This window comes from Paraburkholderia sp. GAS199 (genome assembly GCF_050436585.1).
Lineage (GTDB): Bacteria > Pseudomonadota > Gammaproteobacteria > Burkholderiales > Burkholderiaceae > Paraburkholderia.
The window spans coordinates 157,255-183,586 of the sequence record NZ_JBNDMM010000003.1 but is presented as its reverse complement, the minus strand read 5'-3'; the positions used below and the strand labels follow the sequence as shown (position 1 = coordinate 183,586).

Genomic DNA, 26,332 nt, shown 5'->3' with positions numbered 1-26,332 from the left:
GCCGGAGCAATCCGGCGAGCCGTTTTTCATGCGACGGGCGCAGCGCGCCGGCCTAAAGCAACCGGTACGCGAGACGCGCCGCGGCCCGCGCCGTGCGTTTGTCCTGATCGAGCGCCGGGTTGTATTCGGCGATATCCGCCGCGCGCAATTTGCCCGATGCCCGCACGCGCAACACCATCGCTTCGACCACCGACAACGGCACGCCGAGCGCCGCGGGCGCCGACACGCCCGGCGCGGTCGCGGCGGGCAGCACGTCGAGATCGATGGTCAGATAGACGTCGTCGGCGGCATCGATCAATTGCTGCAGTTCGTGCAAACGCTGCGGCAATTGCGGCTCCTGCATGCCGGTGTCCAGCACATAATGCACGCCGAGCGCTTCGGCATGCGCAAATAGCGACGCCGTATTGCCGAGATCGCTGATACCGAAACAGGCGTAGTTGAACGGCACGCCACGCGTCGCGCAATCGTTCGCGATCTGATCGAACGGCGTACCCGAATTTGCCGGCCGCTTCTGACGCAGATCGAAATGCGCGTCGAAATTGACGATCAGCAACTTGCGGTCTGCCGCTTCGCCCACGCGATCCTGATGCAGACGCAAACCGCTATACGTCCCCCACGCCACCTCGTGACCGCCGCCGAACACCAGCGGTCGTCCACCACGCGCAAGCACGCCGCTCACGACGTCTGCCAGTTCCGCCTGTGCGCCTTCGAGATCGCCATCGTCGCAGACCACATCGCCCACGTCGGCGAGCGACGTGATCGACGTTTTGGCGGGCAGACCCGCCAGTACACGACGCAATTCCTTCGGCGCATGCGCCGCGCCAACGCGCCCCTGATTGCGCCGCACACCTTCGTCGGAACCGAAACCGACGATCACCGGCATCGCGCCGGCACCATCGTTCTGTTCAGTGAAGTGAGCCGGACCACCTTCGAACGGCCTGACCTGATTGAAGATACGCCGCGTGTCGCCGGGCTCGCCGTCGTCGATACGGCCCGCCCATACTTTCTCGTCGAATGGAACTCTCATGCGCGCGACAACACCGCCTGCAGGAATGCCCGCGTACGCGGCTGCGACGGCGCGGAGAAAATCTCGGCGGGCGGCCCGGCTTCGACGATCACACCGCCGTCCATGACCACCACCACGTCGGCCACTTCTTTGGCAAAGCCCATTTCGTGCGTGACGACGACCATCGTCATGCCTTCACTCGCGAGCAGTTTCATCACTTGCAACACTTCGCCCACCAGTTCGGGATCGAGCGCGGATGTCGGCTCGTCGAACAGCATCACGCGCGGCTGCATCGCCAACGCGCGCGCGATCGCCACACGCTGCTTCTGACCACCCGACAGACTCGCCGGCATCACATGCGCCTTGTGCGCGAGGCCGACTTTTTCCAGCAGCGCGAGTGCGGCCGCTTCGGCCTGCGCCTTGCTCGCGCCGCGCAGCATCCGCGGACCAACCGTGATGTTATGCAGCACCGACAGATGCGGGAATAGATTGAAAGACTGAAACACCATGCCGACTTCGGTGCGCAATTCGTTGAGCGAGCGCTCCTTGAGCATCGTTCCCTGATCGACCAGCCGGTGTCCGCAGATATCGATCGTGCCGCCTTCCGCCTGTTCGAGGCCGTTGCAGCAGCGCAGAAAAGTGCTCTTGCCGGAGCCGCTGGGTCCGATCACCACCACTACCTGCTGCGGCTGGATGTCGAAGTCGATTCCGTTGAGCACGGTATGCGTGCCGAACGATTTGGTCAGCCCGCGAATGCTGACGATAGGCTCATTGACCACGGTATTCATTGCACCATTCCTCCTGCGCGCAAACGACGCTCCACGCGATGCAGCGCGTAATTGGTCGCCTGCGTCAACACCAGATAAACCAGCGCGATAGCCAGATACACTTCGAGCGAGCGATACGACACGCTGATGATCTTTTGACCTTCATGCATCAGGTCGTCGATCGTCAACAGCGACACCAGTGCCGAGTTCTTGATCAACGCAATGAACTCGTTGCCGAGCGGCGGAATCATGCGCACGATGGCCTGCGGCAAAATGATGGCGCGCATGGCCTGCCCCGACGACATGCCGATCGAGCGAGCCGCCTCCATCTGCCCGCGATCCACGGATTGAATCGCTCCGCGCACGATTTCCGACACATACGCCGCGGAATAGAGCCCGAGCCCCAGCATCCCGCACACGAATGCGGGCAACAGAATGCCGAATTGCGGCAAGCCGAAGAACAGCAGGAACAGTTGCACGAGCAACGGCGTGCCGCGGAAAAACGTCAGGTAGGCCGTGCACAAACCGTAGACGATGCGCCGTTGCGGCGTGAGCCGGCCGATGCCGATCAGCAGACCCAGCACGCAACTGAGCGCGAGCGATGCGGCGGTCACTTCGACCGTCGTCACCGCGCCGTGCAGGATGTCCGGCAAGCCGGCCACCACCGGCGAAAAATCGAGTTCCATTGTGTCGAGTCCAGACGGTCAGTACTTTATTGCGCGGTCGCGCCGAACCACTTCTTCACGAGCGCCGCGTAGGTGCCGTCGGCCTTGATCTTCGCCAGCGCCGTGTTGAATGCAGTCTTCAGTTGCGGTTCGTCCTTACGCACGGCAATGCCATACGCTTCCGTCGTGAGCGGCTTGTCGAGCACGCGGAAACCGCCGCGCGTCCTGACCAGCTGATAGGCAGCCGGCTTGCCGGTCACGGCGGCGTCCGCGCGGCCAATGCCGACCAGATCGAACATTTCCTGATTCTTCTCGACTTCCACGCGATTGATTTGCGGGAAGTTGTCACGCAGGAAATTGACCGACTTCGTGCCGACCTGCACCGAGACTTTCTTGCCGTTCAGATCCGCGACCGACTTGATCGGCGAATCGCTTTTCACCAGCACGACGAGGCCGCCCGCGTAGTACGAGTCCGTGAAGTCGACCACTTTCGCGCGTTCGTCGGTGATGTAGATGCCGGAGATCGCCGCGTCGAAGCGATGCGCGATCAGGCCGGGAATCAGGCCTTTGAAGTCGATGTCGGTCCATTGCACGCGTTTGCCCATCGCCTTCGCGAGCGCGTTCATCACGTCCACGTCGAAGCCGGTGCGTGCTCCGTTTTCGGTGAATTCCATTGGCGGGAAGGTCGCGTCGGTGGCGACATTCAGCACGTCGTCGGTTTGCGCGGATGCGGCACCGGAAAAACCGGCAAACGTGAGCGTAGCAGCGACGCAGGCGAGAGACAGCAGCTTGTTCAGTTTCATGGGAGGGCTCCTTGCGCTTCGTTAAGTTCGTTTAGGTACTTCGATTAACTACTTCGAGTAAGTCGGGTCGGTCGGGTCAGGATGATTTTTAGTTCGGAATCCGTATCGAACCGGCACGTCGATTATCGGGGACATGCCGGGTCAATCGGTTTGCATTCGCTCGGAAATGGCGCGGGCCGTACGTAGCGTCCCGTCGATGAACTGGTTTTCGCGGCCAATGGCCCGCGTGGAAGGCGCCATCAGCGTGATCGACGCGCTGCTGCCCGCCGTGCGCGCGTTGCGATGAAAGATGGGCGCACTCACGCCCCACACGCCTGAATCCACCTCACTATCGCTCACGGCATAGCCCTGATGGCGAATCTGTTCCAGTTCGGCTTCGATCGCGGCGCGGCCGGCGGCATCGTTGTCGAACAGGCTGTCGAGCACTTCGACGCGCGCTTTCTCGGCCATGAACGCGAGCAACGATTTGGCCGAAGCGCCGGCTTTGAGCGGCACGGCGCGGCCCTTTTCGAACGAGCAGCGCAGCGAGTGCCGGCTGTCCACCATTTCCAGACACATCACCTGCTGCTTGACCGCCACCACCAGGCCGATGCTTTCCTGCGACGCATGCGCCAGTTGCTGCATTTCCTCGCGGCTCGCTTCGACGAGCAGTGAATTCACGTCGAAGCCAAGCGCCAGCTGCAGGCTGATCGGCCCCGGCGCGTAATGTCCCGCGTTTTCAGCGACGAAACCCCAGCGCTTGAGCAAGGCGATCTGGCGGTACAGCGTGCTTTGCGCGAGGCCGGTAACGGCGAGCAGGTCCCTGACGGACATCGCCTTGCCGTGACTGGCAAGCGCCGCCAGCACGAGCAACACCCGTTCGGCCCCTGTCACGTTCTGTTCCGCGTTCACGATGAATACTGCCCACGATGAGTAACGGAATCAGAATGCCAGAAGATTCTCAAATTTCAAAAATCGGATTCCCGCTGAGTGGGAATGAAGGGAGAGGGTTTTCCCCGTTTTGAAGGAAGGACGGCGGGAAGGAGCGGACGCGTGCCTGCTCAGGTGTCGAGCGCCAGCACCGTCACGCCCACCTCCACCCGATGCGCGCCGCCGCCGAGGATCATTCCGCGCAACAGCGACACGTCGCTGTAATCGCGGCCGATCGCGAGCGTGACGTGGTCGAGGTCGGCCAGTACGTCGTTGGTCGGATCGAGGTCGATCCAGCCGCTGCCCGGACAATGCACCGAGACCCACGCATGCGACGCGTCGGCGCCGATCAGTCGCGGCTGTCCCGGCGGCGGGTCGTTACGCAGATAACCGCTCACATAGCGCGCCGGCAAACCCAGCGAGCGCAAACAGCCGATCATCACCTGCGCGAAGTCCTGGCACACGCCGCTCTTCAGTTCGAAGGCGCGCTCGGCGGGCGTGTCGAACATGGTCGCGGAAGGTTTGTAGGCGAAGTCTTCGTGAATGCGGTGCATCAGATCGATTGCGCCCGCGGCGATCGGCATGCCCGGTCGAAAACTCGGCAACGCATAGGCACGCAGCGACGGGCGCGGCACGATGTTCGGCGACGCGAAGCAGAACTCCACTTCCGGACGAAACTCCCCGCCGACCCAGAAACGCGATTCGGCCGCCACCTCTTCCCACGCAGGCGTCGACTCGGGATCGAGATCGGTCCAGCGCGGCGTGAGCGCCACCGTGGTTTCGCTCACGAGTTGCAGGCGTTCGTGCGGCATATCGAGCGCGAAATACAGTACGTCGTTGCCGAACGCGTCCATGCGGCTGTTCATATACGACGGCTTCGGCTCGATCGCTTCGCTGTGCGAGACCACGCGCTGCCAGGCACACGCAATCGGTCGGATCGTCGCGAGATGCTGCGCGGTTTCCACGTACGTCGAATAGCGATACGTGGTGCGATGCGAGACGGACAACACGGTCGGCGCGCCCTTCATGACCACACCTGCGAGGCCACGGTACTGGCATGGCTGAAATAGCGCGCGCTGATCTCGTGCGCCGCCGCACCGACGAAGCCGTTGATCTGGTCGCAGACCGCAATCAGGTTCGCGTACGTGCCGCTTTCGTCGACCTCGCACAAGGCTTCGAGCGTCGGCAATGAGGCGGCGGGCGGCATGAGTTCCGCAAACGGACGATGCCGCGTGCTGCCCGCCGCCACCGCGATTTCATCGAGCTTCTTGCGCAAGCGGTCGTACACGCCGTAAATGCCGCGCGGATTGGTCGGCTCGATCACCAGCAGATCGAGCAACGCCGGCACTTCGAAACGGCCCGGATACAGCGAGCGATAAGTCAACGTGCTGTCGAACAGTTGCAGCAGCAGATCGAATCCAGCCGGCGTAGCGAGTTGACCTTTGTCGGCCACGACACGCAGGAACGAGGTCATCGTCGACACGCGCTCGATATGACGGCCGACGAACAGCAGACGCCACGCTTCGTCGCGCGTCATGCGATCGCCTTGCGCGCCGCTGATCGCCGAGAGTTGCACCGACAAACGCTCAAGCGCGCTCATCAGCGTGACGCGATCGTAACGGTCATACCGGTCGCTACGTTCGCCGCGCTCGCCACGTTCGTAACGGCCATTGCCGTTGCCGTTCGCGCCATTCGCGCCGGCGGCCGGCATCAGGGTTTGCAACGCGTCACGGAAGTCGTTGCGCGACGCCAGAATGGTGCGCCAGTGGTCGTTCGACAAACGCCCGCGCACCTCGCCATTCGAGCGCGCCTGGCATTGCAGGTTCTGACCGATGCTCGCCGCCCCCGTGCTCTCGCTCAGGTTGCCGACCAGCGCGCGTTCGAACGCCTGCGGCGAGTGCGGCGAAAAGAGGTCGCCGTATTGCACGAGGCCGCAATGCGTGGCGAGTTCCACCAGCGTGGCAAACATCGCGTCGGCGTCGCTGCCTTCGAGCGAGCCGAGAATCAGACGCAGCAAGCGCACGTTGTTCTCGGCGCGCTCGCCGTAACGTCCGGCCCAGTACAGGTTTTCCGCCGCGCGGCTCGACACCGTGCGGTGTTTGCGCGCGAGGTCGGCGGGCTTCATGGGCGAAGGCAGCAAGGTGAAGGTCGAGGTGGGCTGACTCGACAACACCCACGTATCGACACTGCTGCCGCCGAACTGCATCGACACGGTCGTCTGACGCTCGGCCGCCATGCGCGTGAAGCCGCCGGGCATGACGTGCCAGCCGCCGTTCATGTCGGCGATCGCGTAGACGCGCAGCACCGACGGACGGCGCCCGATCGTGCCTTCTTCGTAACGCGGCGTGCACGAAAAGCGCTGCGCCTGCTGGATCGTATAAGCGTCGGGCATGGCCTCGATACGCTCGCGCCATGCGGCGAGCCGCTGGCGTCCCTGCTCGATGCCGGGCGGCGCGTCGCGCGGCGCAACCGGCCATGTCGGTACGATGAAGGCTTCGTCCAGCCGCGCAAATGCGTGATTACGCGCGGCCTTCTCGCCGCACCACCAGGTGGCCACGCTCGGCAATACGAGGTCTTCGTCGAGCAACACTTCGGCGATGCCCGGCAAGAAGCCGTGCAACGCGGGAGATTCGACGAAGCCCGAGCCCGGCACGTTCGAGACGATCACGTTACCCGCACGCATCACCTGCAACAAACCCGGCACGCCGATGCTCGAATCGGCGCGCAATTCGACCGGATCGCAGAACGCGTCGTCCAGACGGCGCAACACCACGTGAACCCGTTCCAGCCCGGCGAGCGTCTTCAGATACAGCATGTCGTCGCGCACGGTCAGGTCTTTGCCTTCCACCAGCGTCACGCCGAGATAGCGCGCCAGAAATACGTGCTCGAAATAGGTCTCGCTGAACGGGCCGGGCGTGAGCAGCGCGATATGCGGCGACCCGTCGGCTCCCGCCTTGTCGTGCCGCATGGTGGACTGCGCGGCCTGCACGAGGGTTGCGATGAGTTGCGAATAAGTGGGCGCGAGCCGGCTCACGCGCAACGCGCGAAACGGATCGGCGAATAGCGTGGAGACGATCAGGCGATTTTCGAGCGCGTAGCCGAGACCCGACGGCGCGCCGGTGCGATGCGCCATCACGGTCCAGTCGCCGTTGGGCGTGCGCGCCAGGTCTACGGCCACCACTTGCAGATACTGACTGCCCGGCGGCGTATAGCCCTTCACCGAGCGCAGATAACCCGGATGACCGAACACCAGCGCGGGCGGCAGTTGCCCGCGCTCGAGCAGGGTTTGCGGCCCGTAAATATCGGCGACGATCGCGTTGAGCAGATGCGCACGCTGCATCACGCCGCGCTCGATGTGCGCCCATTCGTCTTCGCTGATCAGAAACGGCAGCAGATCGAGCGCCCACGGACGGGGCTCGCCGTTGTCCGCGTAGACGTTGTAGCTGATGTCGTTGTCGCGGATCTGCTGGGCGACCGAGGCCCGGTTGTGTTCCAGCCGCGCGATGCCGTCTTCGCCGAGCCGCTCGAAGAATTGCCGCCACGGTTCGCGCAGCGCGCCGGAGGCGTCGCGTAACTCGTCCCAGTGTCCCTCGTAAGGCGGCAACAGCCGCAACAGGGACGAAGCGTCCGCCCGCGCGGCGGACGTTTCGAAGGGAAAAGTCGATTGAAAGGCCAAGGTCGTGTCGTTTTAAGTGTGTGCTGGGCTTACCAGTAGCGCAGATCGAGCGTGAAAGGAAACTCCAGGCTGCGCTGCGGCGCATCCGCCGTGAGCGGACCCGGCGTATGACCCGACGCGAAGAAACGCGCGCGCCGCCGGCTTTCCGCCTCGTAGGCGTTGACCGGGAAGGTCTCGTAGTTGCGCCCGCCCGGATGAGCGACATGATACTGGCATCCGCCGACCGAGCGCCCAGTCCATGTATCGACCAGGTCGAAAGTGAGCGGCGCGTCCACGCCGATGGTCGGATGCAACGCGGACGGCTGCGACCACGCGCGAAAGCGCACGCCGGCCACGTATTCGCTGACGCGCCCGGTCGGTTGCAGCGGCACCGGCACGCCGTTGACCGTCAGCACGTGACGGTTGCCGTTCAGCCCGAGCGCATGCACCTCGAGCCGCTCCACCGACGAATCCACGTAACGCACCGTGCCGCCCGCCGAGCCTTCTTCACCCATCACGTGCCACGGTTCGAGCGCGTTGCGGATCGTCAGCGCGACGCCGTTCACCGTCGTGGCGCCGACCAGCGGGAAACGGAATTCGAAGTGCGGCGCGAACCAGCTGCTATCGAACGCGAAGCCGGCCTGCTTCAGTTCGCCGAGCACGTCGTCGAAATCCATCCTGATGAAGGTGCCGAGCAGGAAACGGTCGTGCAACTCGGTGCCCCAACGCGTGAGCCGCTGGGTATAAGGCGTCTCCCAGAAGCGCGCCACCAGCGCGCGCAGCAGCAGTTGCTGCACGAGACTCATGCGCGCATGCGGCGGCATTTCGAAGCCGCGCAATTCGAGCAGACCGAGACGGCCGGTCGGTCCGTCGGGCGAATACAGCTTGTCGATACAGAACTCGGCGCGGTGCGTGTTGCCGGTCACGTCGATCAGGATATTGCGCAACGAGCGGTCGATCATCCACGCCGGCAGGTTGGCGCTTTCGCGTCCGCCGAGCAGATCGATCTGCCGCTGCAACTCGCGGAACGCCACTTCGAGTTCGTACACCTGATCGTTGCGCGCTTCGTCCACGCGCGGCGCCTGACTGGTCGGGCCGATGAAAAGCCCGGAGAACAGATACGACAGCGACGGATGGTTATGCCAGTAAGCAATCAGGCTCGCGAGCAGATCGGGCCGGCGCAGAAACGGACTGTCGGCCGGCGTCGCGCCGCCGAGTACGAAGTGATTGCCGCCGCCCGTGCCGGTGTGGCGCCCGTCGGTCATGAACTTCTCGCTGCTGAGATAACTCTCCGCCGCGGACTGATACAGGTATTCCGTGTTGTCGACCAGTTGCTCCCAGTTCGACGCCGGATGAATGTTGACTTCGATCACGCCGGGGTCCGGCGTCACCTGCAAAATCTTCAGACGCGGATCGCGCGGCGGCGGATAACCTTCGAGCACGATCTGCATGCGCAACTCCGCGGCGGTCGCTTCGAGCGCGGCAAGCAGATCGAGGTAGTCGTCGAGTTCGGTGAGCGGCGGCATGAATACGTGCAACAGCGTGCGGCCGCTGCCGAACGCGTCGGTCTCGGCCTTCGGACCGGCCGCGCGTTTCGGGTCGCGTGCTTCCACGCAGATCGCCGTGCGCAAGGTTTCGCGCGACGACTGGCCGCGCGCCGGCGGCCGGTCGCCGGCCGTCTGCGGCGCGAACGCCACGGCGCCGCTGCCGGCCATGCCGCTCAGCAGATCCGCCGCGGACGAGGACAACGCCGCCGCGCGGCGTGCTTCCGCCGCGTTCATGGTGCGCGACTCGCCTTCGTACTGCATGCGCAACTGGGCGGCTGGGCGCAACGGCACGGGCGGCGCGAACGGGTCGTGGGCGTGCTGATACGGGTAGTCGGTCTTCGAGACCCACGGCAGCGAGTCGAGCGGCAGGCGATATCCCATCGGCGAGTCGCCGGGAATCAGATACATGCGTTCGTCGCGGAAGAACCAGCGGCCGCTGACCCACTTCGGCGCTTCGTTGGGCACGTCGCGTTCGCGCGCGAGCGGCAGCACGTAGCCGGTCGCGCCGCCGAGGCCGGCGTCGAACACCCGCCGCAGACGCACACGTTCCAGCTCGTCGTCCAGACGCGCGTCGAACGGATCGACGTTGACCGGCAGACGACGCTCGCGCCACAGGTAATACCAGACGTCTTCGTAGCCGGGCTGGATGCAGTCTTCATCCAGCGAGAGCTTGCCCGCCAGATGCGCGAGGAAGCGTTGCGCGTCGGCGGCGGTGTAGGTGCCGGGCTCGCGTTCGTCGGCGAACAGCGTGGGGTCCTGCCAGCACGGCTCGCCGTCGGCGCGCCAGTAGAGCGACATGGCCCAGCGCGGCAACTGCTCGCCCGGATACCACTTGCCCTGGCCGATGTGCAGGAAACCGTTCGCGCCGTACCGGGCGCGCAGCTTTTCCATCAGCGCGACGGCGTAGCCGCGCTTGGTCGGGCCGAGCGCGTCGGTGTTCCATTCGGCGGCGTCGCGGTCGCGCACCGAAACGAAGGTCGGTTCGCCACCCATGGTCAGGCGCACGTCCATCTCGGCGAGTTGCCGGTCGACCTGCTCGCCCATCTTCAGCACGTCGTTCCACACGGCTTCGGTGAACGGCTTGGTGACGCGCGGCGTCTCCAGCACCCGCTCGATCGACATGGTGTGCTCGAACTCCACCTCGGACTCGTCCACCGCGCCCGAGATCGGCGCGGCGCTGCCGGGTTCCGGCGTACAAGCCACCGGAATATGCCCCTCGCCGGCCAGCAGTCCGGAAGTCGGGTCGAGACCGATCCAGCCCGCGCCCGGCAGATAGACCTCGCACCACGCGTGCAGATCGGTGAAGTCGACTTCGGTGCCGCTCGGGCCGTCGATGGACTTGGTGTCGGGCGCGAGTTGCAGCAGATAACCCGACACGAAGCGGGCCGCGAGCCCGAGTTGCCGGAGCGTTTCGACCAGCAGCCAGCCCGAGTCGCGGCACGAGCCGGACGCGTTCACCAGCGTCTCTTCCGGCGTCTGCACGCCGGGCTCCATCCGGATCAGATAGCGGATCTCGCGTTGCAAACGCTGATTCAGCGCGACGAGAAAGTCGGCGGTGGCGTGCGGCGTGCGATCGATGCTGGCGACGAACTCGGCGAAGCGCGGCGTCATTGGCCGCTTGACGCGGTACGGCGCGAGTTCGAGCGCGAGACCCGGCGCGTAGTCGAAGGGAAACTGCTCGGCGGACGGTTCGAGAAAGAAGTCGAACGGGTTATAGACCGCCATTTCGGCGACCAGATCGACCGTGACCTTGAACTCGCGCGTTTTCTGCGGGAACACGAGGCGCGCCTGGTAGTTGGCGAACGCGTCCTGCTGCCAGTTGATGAAATGCTCGACCGGTTCGACCCGCATCGAATACGACAGAATCGGCGTCCTGCAATGCGGCGCGGGCCTGAGCCGCACGACCTGGGGCGACAGCGAAACCAGCCTGTCGTAGCGGTAATGTGTGACGTGATTCAAGGCGACGCGAATGGACACACCGGACTCCTGGACTAAGGATGGCAGCCCGCCAAAAAGCAAGCTTCATGCCGTTGATTAAAAAACCGCTTGAACCGCCCGTATTCCCCGGATTGCTGTCTGTTGCGAAGTTCCGGCGCCTGGCCGACCGTCCGGTCGATCGAACCACGCGCCTTTCTATCGGCTTTTCCAGCCCCGCGCACCAAAGCAGCGCAGAGCCCATGCACGATCATGCACGTAATGTGCGTTAAACCAGTGACGTCTGGCAAATGCGGCATGAAGCTTGCGGCATCCCGTCGTTCCCGCCAACGCTCAAGCGGCATAAAACGCGAGCCGACGGCGCGCAGACGCCGTCCGCGCTGCAGGTCACGTTTTTGCCGCGCTGCTGAACACCACCATCCGGGCCCGATCGATGAAAACCTTCCATTGCAATAGCTGCTCGCATCTCGTCTTTTACGAAAACGTTCACTGCGAACGCTGCGACTCGCTGCTCGGCTACGTGCCTGAACTGTCCGAAATCAGCGCTTTCGAAGATGCCGGCGACGGTCAATGGCGCAGCCTGCATCCCGATGCCGAAGGCGCCCTGTTCCGCCAGTGTCACAACTATGCCGTGGAGAACGTCTGCAACTGGATGATCCCGGCCGATTCCCCGGATACGCTGTGCCGCGCCTGTCAGCTCACGCGCACCATTCCGAATCTGAGCGCGCCGGACAACCGGCTCTACTGGTACCGGCTGGAAATGGCGAAACGCCGCCTGCTTTACACGCTGGCCGCGCTCGGCCTCGACGTGCCGTCGCGTCAGACCGATCCCGAACACGGTCTGGCCTTCGAATTCCTGGAAGACGGCGGCGACGGCTCGCGTGTCATGACCGGCCACGACAACGGCCTCATCACGCTGAACATCGCCGAGGCCGACGACGCCTATCGCGAGAAGGTCCGCACGGCGATGGGCGAGCCGTACCGCACCTTGCTTGGCCACTTCCGCCACGAGACGGGCCATTACTACTTCAGCCAGCTGATCGAGAACAGCCCGCGCTGGCTCGAACCGTTTCGCGCGCTGTTCGGCGACGAAACCGCCGACTACGGCGAAGCGCTTGCCGCCCACTACGCCAACGGCGCGCCGGCCGACTGGCAGAACTCCTACATCAGCGCATATGCCACGATGCATCCATGGGAAGACTGGGCGGAGACGTGGGCGCATTACATGCTGATCGTCGACGTGCTGGATACGTCGACTTCGTACGGCGTCGCGCTCCTGCCCGACGACCCGAGCGAGCCGACGCTGACCGACCGCACGCCGGTGGAAGACGCGAGTTTCGATAACCTGATGAAGCGCTGGTTTCCGCTCACGTACGCGTTGAACAGTCTGAATCGCAGCCTCGGCATGGCCGACGGCTATCCGTTCACGCTGGCCGCGCCGGTGGTGGACAAACTGCGCTTCGTGCATCGCGTGATCGCGACGGCGGGCGACAAGTCGCAACCGTGTGAGGCGGCGACACCGGCGGTGGCAAGCGAGAGCGCAGCGGGCGCGCCAGCGCCTGGTTCGGTGACGGCTGCGCCCACCGATGCGCCGGTTGCGCCTTCGACTGCCGCGCCGGCCGCCGTGCAGCCCGCCGCGCCGCCCGAGGCTCAAGCTGTTCCCGTGACATCGCCTGAAGCGCCGCCGGCATCGCCAGCGCCGCCGCCCGAACCCGTCGGCATGACGAACATGGCGAGCGCGCCACAACCCGCAGGCCAGGCTTAATCCGCACGGCGGCTTCGGCGATCGGCCACAAAAAAAGCCCGCTGCCGGTTTATCCGGCAGCGGGCTTCTGCGTACAGGCGGAAACTCAATACGCGACGTAAGGTCCAGTGCCGCCCGGCGTCGCCTGCTGTTCGACGGCGGCATACACGCTGCGGCCATAGAAGAACGGCAAGCCCCAATCGAAGATGGACGACGTGACGAAGGCCGGTCCCGCGAGTTGCGGCAATGCCGAACTGCCCCGATAAGTCTGCGCCACCGAGGTTGCATTGGCGACGCTGAAGTTCACCGCGCTCGTCGTGCCATTCGCTCCTTGAATCATGGCGCTGAGCGACTCCGTGGACGCCGGGCAGTAGTACGCGTTGTTCGGACTGGCGCAAACCGGCAAGCTGGTGGTCTGGAAGAACAGCCCCGTCGAGCCGCTGTCCAGGATACTGCGCGAATACGTCACGCCGTTCTGCACCGTGGTGAAGGTGCCGTTCTGCGGACTCACGCCAATCACCTGCGCCGACCCCAGACCGTTGTTGCTCTGCGTGCCGATACCGAAGATCAACTGCCCGGTGACAGATTGTGCGCCGCCCGCGACCGTCGGCAGATTGAGGATCGAGCCGTTGTTGTCGGTGGCGAAATACGGAATCGGATTGGCCACCTGATATTGCTCGGCGAGCGGAATCGACGTGCACGACGAACCCGTGCAGGCGTAGTACGTCGCGGGCACGGCTTTCTGGACGCAGTTCGAGCCGCAATCATGCTTGAACACGCCGATGCCGAGCACGCCGTTCGCCTGCAACGCCGTTGGCGTATTGCGCGACGCGCCCACTGCTGCGCAATCGGTCGGCAGCGATGCGTAGGTCGGGTCGATCACCTGAATCGGCAGCGAAGGCGCTTTCTCGCCGGCAATCTGCAGGTCGGCGAGTTTCACCGCGCCCCACGTATAACCGTCGAAAAACTGCATGCACTCCGCGATCTGATTACCCGAGCCGTCCTTCTGCTGCGGCAGGTTCATCGTCGCGGGCAATTGCGAAGCGAAGACTCGCAGACCCCACGAGCCGGTGTCCACCAGAACGTGATCGATAGTCTGACATTGCGTCGTACCCGGCGCGCACACCGTCACGCTGACGAACGGCATGTTCGGCACGCTGCTCACGCCGGCATCCACGCTGACCTGCACCGCGTTGGCCGCGACGACTTGCGGCGCAGGCGAGGTATTGGTCACCGGCGAGCCGCTCGTCGCAGCGGACGACGAACTCCCGCTACCGCCGCCCCCACCGCCGCACGCGCTCACCAGCAAGGCGAGCAAGGCCGCGCCCAACAGAATCCTGAACGAAGACGTATGACGCATGATGCTCTCCGTTATTGAATGACGCTGACATCGACGCCTGCGGGCACCGCCGGCGGCAAATACGCATGACCCGCGAACGAACGCAGATGGCCACCCGAGTAGATCACCAGGCCGTCGCTGGAAACGGCGAGCGGCGTGCCGCGTCGCGTTTGCGTCGCGCTCACGTACTGGTCGAACGACACGCCGAGCATCGACTTCAGATCGGGCAAGGTCGGACCTTCCCACGCGACGCCGAACACGATTCCATTGGGCGCCACGTATTCGCGCACCAGCGTGCCGGACGGCATCGTCATTTCGTGGACCGAATACGCGCTTTGCGTCATGGCGAAACGCGCGACGGCGCGCATGCGGCTCTGATCGCCGTCGATGGTGCTGACGTTCTGGCCGAGCGTGGCGTGCGCAGCAAACGGCAGCGCGCAAACAGCCACGAGCATTGCGTGAGCAATGCCTGTAGAGAGCATCGGTTTCAAGTGAATTCCTTCGAGGTGAAACGTTCGTGGCACACGCGAGGCATGTCACGGACGCAAAACTAGGGGCGCACTCCTGACCGGTATTGCCGGTGCTGCATCGACGTCAGTTAGGCTGCGTGAATGCGTCTACGGAGTGGCGGAGCGGAACTTTAGGTAGCGCGAGGCGGCGTTGCAATCGTTTGCGTGCCGATTAAAACCCGATCAAACGCGCGGCCTGTTCGAAAGCGTTTGACGCGCGGCAAGAAGAACGCCGACAGGCGGCGCTCTTGCGCCATCGTGCTGAAAATATGACGTTTAAAGCGAACCATCAGATCAAACACCGATGCCGCACAAGAAAAATATCGATGCCCGGCGCATAAGTTGCACAATGTAAGCGCACGCTTAATAAACCGTGCCAAACCGGCGTTTTCATCCGATGATTGCGGCGCCCGTCACGCAATCCCGAACGTAGCGATACGCAAAACGCGCAGCGAAAAAAAGCCGCGAATGACCTTGCGTCATTCGCGGCTCCGATACGGCGATAAGTGATGGCGTAGTGCCTTACTTCTTCTGCTGCTGAAGCAGCGACTTCAGTTCCTGCACGTTTTCCTCGACGCGTTTTGCGATCACTGCATACGACTCGGCCTGCGTCTGATACGCGGCCTGAGCCAGCTGCTGCATGTCGGCAAGCGACTTGTGCAGACTCTGCTGGATCAACTCGGCGCTTTTCGCCGGCGGCGCAGCGCCACCCGCCGACAGTTGCCCGGTCAGCGACTGCAATTCGGCCAGCGTGGTGCGCAACATGTCCGCCTGTTTCTGCGCGAGCGCCTGCATGCCCTGAAAAGCGGTCTGATTGGCCTGGACGAGCGCCTCCATGTCCTTGCGTCGCGCTTCCATGATGGCGGGTACGTCGAAGCCGGGGAGCTTGAACTGCTCGAGCATTTTGGTGAAATCGCCAAACGGATTGGCGGCGTCAGGTCGGTCCATGCGAAATCCTCCATAACGATGTGGACTTGTCCGTCGGGTCTGGCCGCACGCAAGCGGCAAGCGCACCGATGGCGTCGTGTGCGCCGCGCGGCCCACAGTGACGGGCTGGTTCTGGGGTCGGACGGCACATCGTTCAATCATGCGCCATCCGGCAGCGTTGCGCCAGCGGGCGCACCCTGGCCGCGCGCCTCCCGACGCAAGGTTTGGTAAGTTACAGCGCGGCTTCAGTAACCCTACGAATCGCCGTGTCGTCTATCGTTGCTTCTGTGCCGGCGCACCGTCGCGTCGGCGCTGTCTCACAGGGAGCGATATTATGAATAAAGGATTTCTGAATGCGGCACTCGCCGCCGTTCTGAGCGTGGCCGCGATGGCCGCGAGCGCGCAGGAAGCACCGCCGCCACCACCGGCCGGCGCCGCTCACGCGCAGGGCGAGCCGCAACGCGGAGACGGTCCGCCGCATCATGGACCGATGGGTCGGATGGGCCCAATGGGTCCCGGCTTCGCGGTCGTCAACGATCTGGAGCAACTGCGCCGACTGTATGCCATGACGGGTCACGAGAGTGAAATCATCGCGGTCTATCACGACGTGCTGAACAAGACGCAGGACCCGATGTTGCGCCACTTCGTCTACGACGCACTGGCGCGCGAACAGTTGAAGCCCGCCAATCCCGATCAGGCGATCGCCACCTTGCGCACCAGTCTCGCGGAAGACCTGAGCGCGGCAAGCAAGATGCCGCACGGCGGTCCGGCTGGAATCCAGCCGCCGCAATAAGCGCTGGCGGCCGGCTCTGCTTCACAACCGGCCGCCAATCACCACGACACCTCTGCCAGGATGGCGGAGTTTTTTCCGCCGACCGCGAGCCGAGGTTATTCATGCCGACGTGCGCGCAAGTGGAAGCGCTACCTTACGCGTTCCGCGAAACCAGTTCGCGTTCAGCGTTACCTTTCGCACATAGCCGCACCGCTGCCCACTTTTCATCGTCACTCAGACGATTAGGATGAAAGCACTTCAACGAAAGTGTCTGGTGCAGAATGCGTTACCCGCTGAACCTCGTGGTCGCCGCCGTGTTACTCGTTTTCGTCCTGGGATGCATCATCAAGCTTGCGCTGAATTGAGCGGCCGGGGCTGCCCGGCACACGCACACCCGTTCGTTTCTCTGTCCCATTCTTCGCTTCACTCTTCTTCCGGTCATTCAGCCGCACGCGAAAAAACACGCGTAAATCCGCGCGCGCCGCGCCGCCAGGCGTCGTGACATCGCGCGAAATAATTGTTGAATGGCGCTGGCAAAAGCACTCGCCCATACTTCGTCTCGCTGCCGGTGCGTACGAATTTCACGCATGAGATCGAAGGTGTTTCACGAGCGGATTCATCGCCGATGATTGACGATCCACGGTTGCCCAATCATCGGTCGATGCATCCGCGCATGACGGCACCTGTGTGCCGAAGACGAGACGAACATGGCGACAACTCGGAATTTCCTCAAAGCACACGCGAGCCGTATCGCGGCTATCGCACTGGTCTGCTGCGGCGCGCTGCTCAGCGGCTGCGCGGGCAACATCAGCAACGTCAGTGAAACCAGCACACAAGGGCACATGCAGGCACAAGCGCCGGTGCGGCCCGACAATATTTACGTCTACACCTTCGATAGCAACGCGGACAACGTCAAGGTCGACAACGGCGGCGTGATGAAGAAACTGCAATCGCATCTCGGCGGTTCGTCGGTGGACGAGCAGCGCGACGCGGAAGCGAACAAGGTGCGGGACGAAGTCGCCAACGAAATCGTGCATCAGTTGCAGTCGATGAATCTGCGCGCGATCCGCTCGGACGTACCCGCGCCCGCCGATCAGAACGTGTTGATCGTGCAGGGTAATTTCGACACGATCGACGCGGGCAATCGGCGCCGCCGCATGCTGATCGGACTCGGCGCGGGTAAGAGCGAAGTGAGTTCGTCGGTGCAGATTCTGTACAAACCGGCGGGCGGCACACCGCGTCTGCTGCAAAGTTTCGATGCGAACGCGGACAGCGGCAAGGCGCCCGGCATGGTCGAAACCGCGGGCGTCGGCGCGGCGGCGGGCAGCATCGCGACCGCGGCAGTGGCGGGCGCGGGTTTGCACGGCATCAGCGAAACGAAGCGTGCCGGCACGAGCGCCGACGCCAAACGTCTGGGCGACGCCGTTGCGAAACAGATTGCGCAGATCGGCGTGGCGAACGGCTGGCTGTCGACGCAGGTTATCAAGGGTTCCTGATTAATTATCAGCGAGCCGTCTGAATAGGCACGGCGTGATTATCGGGCTTCGCCATGCACGCCGTCCCAGCGTCGTGCAAGCGTCAACAACGCGGGCAATAACACGGCCCAACCGAGCGCCAGCACAAGCCACGCCGCGAGCGGCCGCTCGAAGCGCACGGCGCCGAGTGCGGCGCCAGCGCGAAACGATGCCGGCCCGGCGATCGCACCGAGCAAGGCGGCCAGCCAGCGCTTCTCGCGCAACCACACGTAGACCGTATTGAACTGGATGGCGAACAGCGCCCACAGTGCGCTCAGCCAGTAAGGCGCGAGACCTGCGACGACAATACCGCTCGGATAAGCGAGCAAGCCGGCCAACACCAGCAGACTTTCCCAGACCATGCCGACACACACCACCACGGCGACCAGGCGAGCTTCCCGCCGCGCATCGGCAACGTGGGTCAGATGCCAGACGAACGCAGCGACCGCGAACAGCATGCCGAGCCATCCCACGCCATGCGCCGCGCCCAGAACGCAGACGAACCAGCCGGCCTGGCAGACCACGAAGTAAGCCCACGCAGGCGTTCCGGTGGACGATTGCGCGGCGGCTTGCGCGCGAAGCGGTTTCATCGTCCGCGTCCGGAGATTCTGGCGAGACGGATTAAGGGAAGCGTCGGCGAATGGGTCAACAGGAACCGCCGTGATGCGGCGCGTGCCGTCCGTCCACCATCGCGCGCAGCGACTCCAGTCCACGACCGATCCAGCTTTTGACGGTGCCGATCGGCGCGTCGAGCGTGTGTGCGATCTCCGATTGCGACTGTCCACGGAAATACGCGAGCGCGATGGCCTGCCGCTGGCCCGGCGTCAAACGGCCGAGATACGCGTGCAGACGTTCGACGTCGAGCGCGCTGTGATGAACCACACCGTTTTCACTGTCGGCGCCGACGCTACGCTTGTCGAGTTCCTCGACGTAGACGTTGGTGAGCGGATTGCGCCGCAGATAATCGAGCGCCTGATGCTTGACGATCGACGACATCCACGTGAAGGGTGATGATTTCTGCGCGTCGTAGGAATCCGCGAAACGCCAGATCTTGATGAAGCCTTCCTGCACGACGTCTTCCGCCGATTCGCGGGTGTGGGTCACGCGTATGGCGAGCGCGAACAAGGCGGGCGCCGTACCGCGATACAACACCTCGAAGGCCGCGGCGTCGTGCTTCGACACGCGTTCGATCAGCCCGGCAAGATAGCGGCTTCGTTCGTCCCGCCACACCGCGACGGCGCGATCAGATGAGTCATCCACTGCGAGATCCGCGGCAAGATCGATCCCGCGCGCAGGCAATTCCGCGCGCCGGTTCGCGGCAGCGCGGCGTTTCGTTTCAGTATCAGTCGAGGCATCGTGTTGCATCCAGCACTCTCCGCGACGGTGCGTGCGTCACTCCGCGGCAGCGGGCGGCTCGACTTCGGCGGCGAACCAGCCCTCTTCCCGCGCAACACGTTCGAGTGCCGTCTCGATCATCGCGCAGGCGCGATTACTGACGTCGCCGAGATAGCGATGCAGCGCCGCGTCTTGGGCGGAGCGCGACAGGCACTCGTCGCTGTAGCGTTCGAACGAAGACAGCTTCAAGATGAGTTCGGCGAGGTGCCGCGGACACTCGCATGCGATCGTCGACGAGCGGTTCGCGATCACTTCGAGTTCGCTGTCGTCGTAACGGCGGCGGGCGCGCGACCAGACTGCGTCGTCGCCGGCGTGATCCTGAATGCGCACGCGTTCGCACAAATCGCCCAGCATCTGGCGGATTTCCGTGCGGCTGTCGGGTTCGCGATACAGGCGCACGCCCGCCACGCGCAACATTTCCGCAGCGGGACCGGTGCCGAAGCTGTATACGACGGCAATCGCCTTGGCGCGCACCGCCTCGCCGAACGCGATGACCTCCTCGGCGGCGTCTTCCTGCAATGAATCGATGCTGACCAGCACGGCGTCGAAACGCTCCGTGGCGGCCGCGCGGCGCGCCTCGGCCATGTCGGGAAACCCGACCAGCGCCTTCACGCCGTAGAGCCGCCATTCGACTCCGGACGCCTCCATGCGCTGCGCCAGATGCCCGCCGACCAGCGCCAGCCGGATATCCGCCGACTCGACCACGGCGGGCTCGGGCGGCAAGCTGCTGTCGCGCGCGCTGCGGGCCGCCAGAAACTGCAGTTGCTCTCGATCCAGCCGCGCAATCGCGCCGATCGCATGACCGCGACTGACCAGAATCTTGATCAACGTGAGTCGCCTGACGTCGTCTTCCGAATACAGACGCTGCCCTGACGCGGTTTTCGGCGGCGCCACGACGCCGTACCGCCGTTCCCAGATGCGTAGCGTGGTGACCGGCATCTTGGCCATACGCGCCGCTTCGCCACTGCGATATCCCTGATGCGCGCCCGTGCGCTCGTCTTCCGTAGTCACGATGAAACCCTCAAGTCCACAATCCGACTCAAGAATACCTGATAATCAGCATGCCTTGAAACGTTTTAATGAAGTCACCAAGCAATTTGAAACGCTATTTTTGATGAACTAAGCTCTTTTCGTCACGACGACGCGGCAATGCGAGTCATGCACGGCCGCTCCGTCTCCGAGGCAACACCGCTATTTCGAGGGAAACCGGCATGAACATTTCCGATCTCCGGCCAAGGGTTGCCGTGGTCGGCGCGGGCCTTGCCGGACTGTCCTGCGCCACGATCCTGCAGGAAGCCGGTTGCAGGCTGCGCCTGTTCGACTCCGGCCACGGCCCGGCCGGCCGGATGAGCACATACCGTGGCGACGACTGGCAATGCGACCATGGTGCGCAGTACTTCACCGCCCGCGACCCCGCGTTTCAGGCCGAAGTGACGCGCTGGCAAACGGCCGGCGCCGCGGCGGCATGGAACGCGCGCCTCGCCATCCTCGACGCCGGCAGCCCGCCGGCTTTGCGTGACTCGACTATCGAGCGCTTCGTCGGCACGCCGCGCATGAGCGCACCGGCGCGCCTGCTCGCGCAGTCGCTACCGCTGACGACGGCTTGCACGATCGGCAAAGTGGCTCGCGAGGGACAGCACTGGCGTTTGTGGTCGACGGAGCACGGTGTCATCGACGACCGCTTCGACGCCGTGGTGCTCGCGATGCCGGCGCCGCAGGCCGCGCTGCTGCTCGACGGCGCCGCGGCGGAACTTGCCACGATGGCGCGCGGCGTCGTAATGCGGGCTTGCTGGGCGCTGATGTTGCGCTTCGACGAGCGCGTGCCGCTTGCTTTCGACGCCGCTTTCGTCAACCAGGGACCGGTGCGCTGGATGGCGCGCGACAGCAGCAAGCCGGGCCGAAGCGGACCGGAAACCTGGCTGCTGCACGCGAACGCGCCGTGGAGTGAGGAGAATCTGGACGCGCCGGAAGAACAGGTCGCGTCGGCGTTGCTGTCGGCCTTCGTTCAGCACGGCGGGCCGGAACCGGCCGCGTGGACTGCGCACCGCTGGCGTTACGCGGACGTCGCGCCGGACCACGACCCCGTGCCGGGATACGTCTGGCGCGCTGCCGACGGCCTGGGTTTGTGCGGCGACTGGCTCAACGGCGGCCGCGTGGAAGGCGCGTGGCTAAGCGGCAGAGCGCTTGGCCACGAGATGCTGGCGGCGCTGAAATCGACCTAGCGCCGATCTCGCGCCACCAGGCGACATGCCGGTCGAGTCACGTTGAAACGACGTCATTGAAACGACCGCCTGCCGCCCGATGCACTGCGTACGGCTCAGGCGACCGCGTAGCGCTCCAACCAGTGCGCGTACGGCGCCGGCAAGGTCCACGATGCGCGTTCGACGCCGAGCTTGCGCGCGGCGTGGTACGGCCAGTGCGGGTCGGCCAGATGCGCACGGCCCACCATCACGAGGTCGAGCTGCTCGTCCTTGACCGAGCGTTCCGCCAGTTCCGGCGTGTCGATACCCCACGCCGACGACACCGCGATGCCTGCTTCGCGGCGCACCCGCTCGGCGATCGGCGCGAGAAACGCCGGCGCCCATGGAATACGCGCTTCGGGCGTCGAAAAACCAACGCTCACGCTCAGCATGTCCAGGCCTTCGCGTTTGAAATTCTTCGCCAGTTCGATCGATTCGGCGAGGGTTTCCTCGTCGCGGCCGTCGTATTCGATCACGCCGAAACGCGCTGTCAGCGGCAGATGTTCCGGCCACACTTTGCGGACGGCGGCGAGCGTTTCCAGCAGGAAGCGGCTGCGATTTTCGAGGCTGCCGCCGTAGGCGTCGTCGCGCTGGTTCGAGTGCGTCGAAAAGAAGCTCTGACCGAGATAGCCGTGGGCGAAATGCAGCTCGAGCCATTCGAAACCGGCGTCGCGTGCGCGCTTCGCGGCGGCGACGAAGTCTTCGCGGACGCGCGCGATATCGTCGAGCGTCATGGCTTGCGGGACGTTGGGCAGATGGGCGCCGAACGCGATCGCCGACGGCGCGATGGTTTGCCAGCCGCGGCTGTCGCCGGCGGCAATGTGGTCGTCGCCTTCCCACGGACGGTTGGCGCTCGCCTTGCGGCCGGCGTGACCGATCTGGATACCCGGTACGGCGCCGGCTGCCTTGATCGACGCCACCACGGGCGCGAATGCCTGAGCCTGCTCGTCGTTCCAGATACCGGCGCAGCCCGGCGTGATACGTCCTTCCGGCGACACCGCCGTCGCCTCGACGATCACGAGGCCCGCGCCGCCACGCGCCAGACCGGCAAGGTGCACGCTGTGCCAGTCGTTGATCAGACCGTCTTCGGCCGTGTACTGGCACATGGGCGGAATGGCGATGCGGTTGCGCAAGGATACGTCCTTGAGCTTGTAAGACTGGAAGAGTGCGGACATCAGGCGAGGCTCCGGAAAACGTGGATGTACGATAGTTCGATAAACATCGAAATACGGAGTATCGCAGAAAGCTTTATCATTTGCAGCATGCGCTCCTATTCCCATCCTGCCGCCGAGGACTTCACGCTCGTACGGCTATTTCATGCCCTTAGCGATCCCGTGCGTCTAGAAATCGTCCGCGCCCTGTCTGCCGTGGACGAAGCCACGTGCGGCGAGCTCGACGGCGGACGGCCGAAGTCCAGCGTGTCCCATCATTTCCGGATTCTTCGTGAGGCGGGCCTGGTGCGCACGCGTGTCGCCGGCACGGTGCATCAGAATTCGCTACGCCGCGCCGACCTCGACGCGCGCTTTCCCGGCTTGATGGAAGCGATCCTCAAACAGGTCGCGAGTGAAACGGCGATCGCCGAGCCGGCCTGACAGTCGTAGCGCTGCCACCGGACATTGAGCGAGCCGCGCGGGAATTACCCGCGCCAGAGGTTGCGCATCAGCGCGAGCAGCACGGTCGGCGCCGTGCCTTTCTGACAATAGCCGTCGAAATTGTGACGCGCTTTACCTGTCTCTTTTACGTGGTCTTCGTCCAGCGAAGTGAACGCCACGATGCCCAGACTATGCGTGGGCAGATAGCTGCGTAACGCGCTGGCGGTTTCGTAGCCGTCGCGCTCCGGCATCATGATGTCCAGCACCACCACGTCCGGCACCCAGTCTTTCACGCAGCGCAGCGCTTCCGTGCAGCCCGTGGCGGTGCGCGCCTCCACGCCCTCGTAGGACAGATAGGTGGCGAGGGCTTCGGCCGCGCCGGCGTTGTCGTCGACGACCAGCACGCGGGGCAGTTCGTGCAGGACGCGGACTTCGCGGGCGCTCCATCTTTGGCAGGTCGACGGTGTTCGGGACATGTGGAGCACGTGCAATAAAAACAACGACACGCAGCAAACCGCATACCCGACCGGCGCTCCGTCTTCGCTCCCCTCTTCTCCCGTTCTCTCAACGCCAGCCGCCGCAAGGCGCGCTGTGGTATCCGCGCGTCGTTCGATATTTTTTTAATGATAACGATTCGCATTTACTCTAAACTATTACAAAACTAATACTTCGGAAGCTTTGGCTGGACGAGCACGTTCAGCAGGCTGCGCCCCGGAGAACAAAAGCATGCCGCCCGGATTCCACCACACGCCCCGGGCGGAACATAAACGACCACGCTTTCCACCCATTTCATGTCCGTTTCCAGTTTGCAGTCCCTGCGGGCCCTGCCTGCCAAGCCCTCCACTCATCGCGCAGTCATCCTCACCGCCATCGCCGCAGCGTTCTGTCTTCCGGGACTCGCAGCCGCCCAGGCCGCCGCGACCGTGACCGGCGACAACACCCTGCCCGCGGTGAAAGTTCAGGGCACCAAGGACGCGCTGCCCGGCGACCTCGCGCCGACCTTCGGCGGCGGCCAGGTGGCGCGTGGCGCCGACTTCGGCGTGCTCGGCCAGCAGAAGAACATCGACGTGCCGTTCAGCATGACGACCTACACGTCGAAGCTGATCGAAGACCAGCAGGCCCGCACCCTCGCGGACGTGCTCGCCAACGATCCGGCAGTGCGCATGGCGTACGGCTTCGGCAACTTTTCGCAGACGTTCATCATCCGCGGCTTCCAGCTCGACGGCGACGACATCTCGCTGAACGGCCTGTACGGCATCACGCCGCGCCAACTCGTCGCGACCGACGCGCTCGAACGCGTCGATGTGCTGAAGGGCGCGAATGCGTTCCTGAGCGGCGCGTCGCCGGCCGGTTCGGCGGTGGGCGGCGGCATCAACCTGCAACTGAAGCGCGCCGACGACAAGCCGCTCACGCGCGTCACGCTGGAAGGCACGGGCTCGGGCGGCTTCGGCGAACACATCGACGTCGGCCGCCGTTTCGGCAGCCAGGATCAGTTCGGCATTCGCGTGAATCAGGCGAATTCGGACGGCGAAACCGCCATCGACGGCGAACACCGCCGCGACAACACCACGGCGGTCGCGCTCGACTGGCGCGGCGAAAAACTGCGCCTGTCCGCCGACTTCCTCTATCAGCGTCAGCGCGTCAACGACGGCCGTCCGACCGTGAACGTGAGCGGCAATTTCGTGCCGGAACCGCCGTCGGCCACGTACAACTACGCGCAAACCTGGAGTTCGTCGTCGCTCGAAGACACGGTCGGCATTCTGCGCGCGGAATACGACTTCCTGCCGGGCTGGACGGCCTACGTCGCGGGCGGCGCGCGTCACACGAACGAGCACGGCGAGTACGCCTCGCCGACCGTGTCGAATACCGGCACCACGTCGTTCCGCCTCGGCGTGCCGCATCAGGAAGACGCGACTTCCGCCGAAGCCGGCGTGCGCGGCCACTTCAGCACCGGCCCCGTCACACACTTCGTGACGGCGGGCGCGTCGATCGTGCGAGTGGATTCGCAGTCGGCCTTCACGTTCAGCGGCTCGTTCAACACCGATCTCTACAACACGCCGCAAGTCGGCTTCCCGGTCACCACCGGCTCGGGCGGCAATCTGGCCGATCCGCAAACCGTCGCGCTGTCGTTGATGCGCAGCGTCGCCGTCTCCGATACGTTAGGCTTCCTGAACGATCGCGTGCTGTTCACCATCGGCGCGCGTCACCAGGATATCCACTCGAACGGATTCGGCTATACCGGTCTGCAAACCGAGGCTTATAACGATTCGATCACCACGCCGCTGTTCGGCCTCGTGCTGAAGCTGACGCAGAACGTGTCGTTCTTCGCGAACCGCAGCGAAGCGCTGACGATCGGCTCGCAAGCGCCGTCCACCGCGCTGAACTTCGGCGCGTTGTTGCCGCCCGAGCGTTCCAGGCAATACGAAGTGGGCGTGAAGTACGACAACGGCCAGTACGGCGCGTCGCTCGCGGCCTTCCAGATCGAAAAGCCGTCCACGTTCACCAATAGCGCGGGCTTTTTCGTCGCGGACGGCAACGAACGACATCGCGGCATCGAAGGCTCCGTGACCGGCGAACCGATTCGCGGCGTGCGGCTGATCGCGGGCGCGACCTACATCAACGCGCAGCAACTCGACACGGGCAACGGCGCGACCGACGGCCTGCGTCCGATCGGCGTACCGACCTTCATGCTGAACATCGGCGGCGAATACGACGTGCCGCTGCTCAACGGCCTGACGCTCACCGCACGCTGGACCCACACCGGCCCGCAGTATCTGAACACGGCCAACACACTGTCGATCAAGGCCTGGGACACGGTCGATCTCGGCGCGCGCTACGCCACCGTGCTGTTCGGCAAGCCCACCACGTTCCGCGCCAGCGTGCTCAACGTCGCCAACAAATCGTACTGGGCGTCGACGAGCGGCGGCTACCTGACGCAAGGCGCGCCGCGCACCTTCCTGATGTCGATGACCACCGACTTCTAAACATCGAGGTCGAGTCGTGCGGCGCGCAG

24 protein-coding genes and 1 pseudogene are annotated in these 26,332 nt (G+C 64.3%); 7 read left to right on the top strand and 18 right to left on the bottom strand.

Features of this window, described 5'->3' with window-relative positions:
• Nucleotides 1-52: 52 nt before the first annotated feature.
• The 8 genes from hutG to P3T18_RS12450 all read right to left on the bottom strand — a co-directional run bounded on the left by hutG (nt 53) and on the right by P3T18_RS12450 (nt 11,329).
• Nucleotides 53-1,027 carry a formimidoylglutamase gene (gene hutG / locus P3T18_RS12485; protein ID WP_429300238.1) on the bottom strand — a complete coding sequence of 325 codons (975 nt, stop codon included), beginning with the start codon at nt 1,025-1,027 and terminating at the stop codon, nt 53-55.
• Nucleotides 1,024-1,794 carry an amino acid ABC transporter ATP-binding protein gene (locus P3T18_RS12480; protein ID WP_429300237.1) on the bottom strand — a complete coding sequence of 257 codons (771 nt, stop codon included), beginning with the start codon at nt 1,792-1,794 and terminating at the stop codon, nt 1,024-1,026. The genes hutG and P3T18_RS12480 overlap by 4 nt, the downstream gene beginning before the upstream one ends.
• The gene (locus P3T18_RS12475) at nt 1,791-2,459 is read right to left on the bottom strand and encodes an amino acid ABC transporter permease (protein ID WP_429300236.1); all 669 of its coding nucleotides are present in this window, start codon (nt 2,457-2,459) and stop codon (nt 1,791-1,793) included. The genes P3T18_RS12480 and P3T18_RS12475 overlap by 4 nt, the downstream gene beginning before the upstream one ends.
• 26 nt (nt 2,460-2,485) lie before the next feature.
• Nucleotides 2,486-3,241, bottom strand: coding sequence for a transporter substrate-binding domain-containing protein (locus tag P3T18_RS12470; RefSeq protein ID WP_429300235.1), 756 nt, complete (start codon nt 3,239-3,241; stop codon nt 2,486-2,488).
• 141 nt (nt 3,242-3,382) lie between these two features.
• Nucleotides 3,383-4,132: an IclR family transcriptional regulator gene (locus P3T18_RS12465; RefSeq protein WP_429300234.1), complete on the bottom strand. Its 750-nt coding sequence runs from the start codon at nt 4,130-4,132 to the stop codon at nt 3,383-3,385.
• A gap of 149 nt (nt 4,133-4,281) precedes the next feature.
• Nucleotides 4,282-5,178, bottom strand: a complete 897-nt coding sequence (locus P3T18_RS12460; RefSeq protein ID WP_429300233.1) for a transglutaminase family protein — start codon at nt 5,176-5,178, stop codon at nt 4,282-4,284.
• Complete coding sequence (locus P3T18_RS12455; protein ID WP_429300232.1) at nt 5,175-7,826, bottom strand: circularly permuted type 2 ATP-grasp protein; 2,652 nt, start codon at nt 7,824-7,826, stop codon at nt 5,175-5,177. The genes P3T18_RS12460 and P3T18_RS12455 overlap by 4 nt, the downstream gene beginning before the upstream one ends.
• Nucleotides 7,827-7,855: 29 nt before the next feature.
• Complete coding sequence (locus P3T18_RS12450; RefSeq protein ID WP_429300231.1) at nt 7,856-11,329, bottom strand: DUF2126 domain-containing protein; 3,474 nt, start codon at nt 11,327-11,329, stop codon at nt 7,856-7,858.
• 20 nt (nt 11,330-11,349) lie between these two features.
• On the opposite strand from P3T18_RS12450, the gene P3T18_RS12445 reads away from it, so the two are divergent.
• Nucleotides 11,350-11,559, top strand: coding sequence for a hypothetical protein (locus P3T18_RS12445; RefSeq protein WP_429300230.1), 210 nt, complete (start codon nt 11,350-11,352; stop codon nt 11,557-11,559).
• 161 nt (nt 11,560-11,720) lie between these two features.
• Nucleotides 11,721-12,785: pseudogene (locus P3T18_RS12440) on the top strand (zinc-binding metallopeptidase family protein); the annotation flags it as partial.
• 352 nt (nt 12,786-13,137) lie between these two features.
• Here the strand turns inward: P3T18_RS12440 and P3T18_RS12435 are convergent.
• The 4 genes from P3T18_RS12435 to P3T18_RS12420 all read right to left on the bottom strand — a co-directional run bounded on the left by P3T18_RS12435 (nt 13,138) and on the right by P3T18_RS12420 (nt 15,827).
• Nucleotides 13,138-14,391: a DUF3443 domain-containing protein gene (locus P3T18_RS12435; protein WP_429300229.1), complete on the bottom strand. Its 1,254-nt coding sequence runs from the start codon at nt 14,389-14,391 to the stop codon at nt 13,138-13,140.
• 11 nt (nt 14,392-14,402) lie between these two features.
• Entirely contained in the window at nt 14,403-14,852 is a 450-nt protein-coding gene (locus tag P3T18_RS12430) for a DUF2844 domain-containing protein (RefSeq protein ID WP_429301078.1), read from the bottom strand.
• Nucleotides 14,853-15,010: 158 nt separating this feature from the next.
• The gene (locus P3T18_RS12425) at nt 15,011-15,181 is read right to left on the bottom strand and encodes a hypothetical protein (protein WP_429300228.1); all 171 of its coding nucleotides are present in this window, start codon (nt 15,179-15,181) and stop codon (nt 15,011-15,013) included.
• 220 nt (nt 15,182-15,401) lie between these two features.
• The gene (locus tag P3T18_RS12420) at nt 15,402-15,827 is read right to left on the bottom strand and encodes a phasin family protein (protein WP_429300227.1); all 426 of its coding nucleotides are present in this window, start codon (nt 15,825-15,827) and stop codon (nt 15,402-15,404) included.
• Between the two features lie 313 nt (nt 15,828-16,140).
• Here P3T18_RS12420 and P3T18_RS12415 point away from each other — a divergent pair, with 313 nt between their 5' ends.
• On the top strand, nt 16,141-16,599 hold the full coding sequence (locus P3T18_RS12415) for a hypothetical protein (protein WP_429300226.1): 459 nt from the start codon (nt 16,141-16,143) through the stop codon (nt 16,597-16,599).
• Between the two features lie 296 nt (nt 16,600-16,895).
• Here P3T18_RS12415 and P3T18_RS12410 read toward each other — a convergent pair whose 3' ends face one another.
• Complete coding sequence (locus P3T18_RS12410; protein ID WP_429300225.1) at nt 16,896-17,129, bottom strand: hypothetical protein; 234 nt, start codon at nt 17,127-17,129, stop codon at nt 16,896-16,898.
• Between the two features lie 156 nt (nt 17,130-17,285).
• Here P3T18_RS12410 and P3T18_RS12405 point away from each other — a divergent pair, with 156 nt between their 5' ends.
• The gene (locus tag P3T18_RS12405; protein ID WP_429300224.1) at nt 17,286-18,074 is read left to right on the top strand and encodes a DUF4410 domain-containing protein; all 789 of its coding nucleotides are present in this window, start codon (nt 17,286-17,288) and stop codon (nt 18,072-18,074) included.
• Between the two features lie 38 nt (nt 18,075-18,112).
• On the opposite strand, the gene P3T18_RS12400 is transcribed toward P3T18_RS12405, so the two are convergent.
• From P3T18_RS12400 to P3T18_RS12390, 3 genes are all read right to left on the bottom strand, one after another.
• Nucleotides 18,113-18,682: a DUF2878 domain-containing protein gene (locus P3T18_RS12400; RefSeq protein ID WP_429300223.1), complete on the bottom strand. Its 570-nt coding sequence runs from the start codon at nt 18,680-18,682 to the stop codon at nt 18,113-18,115.
• Between the two features lie 55 nt (nt 18,683-18,737).
• Complete coding sequence (locus tag P3T18_RS12395; protein ID WP_429300222.1) at nt 18,738-19,352, bottom strand: RNA polymerase sigma factor; 615 nt, start codon at nt 19,350-19,352, stop codon at nt 18,738-18,740.
• 132 nt (nt 19,353-19,484) lie between these two features.
• Nucleotides 19,485-20,498 carry a MerR family transcriptional regulator gene (locus P3T18_RS12390; RefSeq protein WP_429300221.1) on the bottom strand — a complete coding sequence of 338 codons (1,014 nt, stop codon included), beginning with the start codon at nt 20,496-20,498 and terminating at the stop codon, nt 19,485-19,487.
• A gap of 200 nt (nt 20,499-20,698) precedes the next feature.
• Here P3T18_RS12390 and P3T18_RS12385 point away from each other — a divergent pair, with 200 nt between their 5' ends.
• Nucleotides 20,699-21,709, top strand: coding sequence for an NAD(P)/FAD-dependent oxidoreductase (locus tag P3T18_RS12385; protein WP_429300220.1), 1,011 nt, complete (start codon nt 20,699-20,701; stop codon nt 21,707-21,709).
• Between the two features lie 95 nt (nt 21,710-21,804).
• On the opposite strand, the gene P3T18_RS12380 is transcribed toward P3T18_RS12385, so the two are convergent.
• Nucleotides 21,805-22,902 (bottom strand): NADH:flavin oxidoreductase/NADH oxidase, encoded by a 1,098-nt coding sequence (locus tag P3T18_RS12380; RefSeq protein WP_429300219.1) that lies wholly within the window; start codon nt 22,900-22,902, stop codon nt 21,805-21,807.
• An 87-nt stretch (nt 22,903-22,989) separates the two neighbouring features.
• Between P3T18_RS12380 and P3T18_RS12375 the strand changes: the two genes are divergently transcribed.
• Nucleotides 22,990-23,319 (top strand): ArsR/SmtB family transcription factor, encoded by a 330-nt coding sequence (locus tag P3T18_RS12375; protein ID WP_429301077.1) that lies wholly within the window; start codon nt 22,990-22,992, stop codon nt 23,317-23,319.
• A gap of 44 nt (nt 23,320-23,363) precedes the next feature.
• Here the strand turns inward: P3T18_RS12375 and P3T18_RS12370 are convergent, their stop codons facing one another.
• A complete protein-coding gene (locus tag P3T18_RS12370) occupies nt 23,364-23,795 on the bottom strand; it encodes a response regulator (protein ID WP_429300218.1) in 432 nt (143 codons plus the stop codon).
• Nucleotides 23,796-24,110: 315 nt separating this feature from the next.
• On the opposite strand from P3T18_RS12370, the gene P3T18_RS12365 reads away from it, so the two are divergent.
• Nucleotides 24,111-26,303, top strand: a complete 2,193-nt coding sequence (locus tag P3T18_RS12365) for a TonB-dependent receptor (RefSeq protein WP_429300217.1) — start codon at nt 24,111-24,113, stop codon at nt 26,301-26,303.
• The last annotated feature ends 29 nt before the right edge of the window (nt 26,304-26,332 follow it).

What these genes read in the sequence shown, in the direction of transcription:
- hutG (WP_429300238.1), bottom strand. Translation starts at nt 1,027, where the DNA reads ATGAGAGTTCCATTCGACGAGAAAGTATGGGCGGGCCGTATCGACGAC.
- P3T18_RS12480 (WP_429300237.1), bottom strand. Translation starts at nt 1,794, where the DNA reads ATGAATACCGTGGTCAATGAGCCTATCGTCAGCATTCGCGGGCTGACC.
- P3T18_RS12475 (WP_429300236.1), bottom strand. Translation starts at nt 2,459, where the DNA reads ATGGAACTCGATTTTTCGCCGGTGGTGGCCGGCTTGCCGGACATCCTG.
- P3T18_RS12470 (WP_429300235.1), bottom strand. Translation starts at nt 3,241, where the DNA reads ATGAAACTGAACAAGCTGCTGTCTCTCGCCTGCGTCGCTGCTACGCTC.
- P3T18_RS12460 (WP_429300233.1), bottom strand. Translation starts at nt 5,178, where the DNA reads ATGAAGGGCGCGCCGACCGTGTTGTCCGTCTCGCATCGCACCACGTAT.
- P3T18_RS12445 (WP_429300230.1), top strand. Translation starts at nt 11,350, where the DNA reads ATGGCAGCCCGCCAAAAAGCAAGCTTCATGCCGTTGATTAAAAAACCG.
- P3T18_RS12435 (WP_429300229.1), bottom strand. Translation starts at nt 14,391, where the DNA reads ATGCGTCATACGTCTTCGTTCAGGATTCTGTTGGGCGCGGCCTTGCTC.
- P3T18_RS12430 (WP_429301078.1), bottom strand. Translation starts at nt 14,852, where the DNA reads ATGCTCTCTACAGGCATTGCTCACGCAATGCTCGTGGCTGTTTGCGCG.
- P3T18_RS12420 (WP_429300227.1), bottom strand. Translation starts at nt 15,827, where the DNA reads ATGGACCGACCTGACGCCGCCAATCCGTTTGGCGATTTCACCAAAATG.
- P3T18_RS12415 (WP_429300226.1), top strand. Translation starts at nt 16,141, where the DNA reads ATGAATAAAGGATTTCTGAATGCGGCACTCGCCGCCGTTCTGAGCGTG.
- P3T18_RS12410 (WP_429300225.1), bottom strand. Translation starts at nt 17,129, where the DNA reads ATGGGCGAGTGCTTTTGCCAGCGCCATTCAACAATTATTTCGCGCGAT.
- P3T18_RS12405 (WP_429300224.1), top strand. Translation starts at nt 17,286, where the DNA reads ATGGCGACAACTCGGAATTTCCTCAAAGCACACGCGAGCCGTATCGCG.
- P3T18_RS12400 (WP_429300223.1), bottom strand. Translation starts at nt 18,682, where the DNA reads ATGAAACCGCTTCGCGCGCAAGCCGCCGCGCAATCGTCCACCGGAACG.
- P3T18_RS12385 (WP_429300220.1), top strand. Translation starts at nt 20,699, where the DNA reads ATGAACATTTCCGATCTCCGGCCAAGGGTTGCCGTGGTCGGCGCGGGC.
- P3T18_RS12380 (WP_429300219.1), bottom strand. Translation starts at nt 22,902, where the DNA reads ATGTCCGCACTCTTCCAGTCTTACAAGCTCAAGGACGTATCCTTGCGC.
- P3T18_RS12375 (WP_429301077.1), top strand. Translation starts at nt 22,990, where the DNA reads ATGCGCTCCTATTCCCATCCTGCCGCCGAGGACTTCACGCTCGTACGG.
- P3T18_RS12370 (WP_429300218.1), bottom strand. Translation starts at nt 23,795, where the DNA reads ATGTCCCGAACACCGTCGACCTGCCAAAGATGGAGCGCCCGCGAAGTC.
- P3T18_RS12365 (WP_429300217.1), top strand. Translation starts at nt 24,111, where the DNA reads ATGTCCGTTTCCAGTTTGCAGTCCCTGCGGGCCCTGCCTGCCAAGCCC.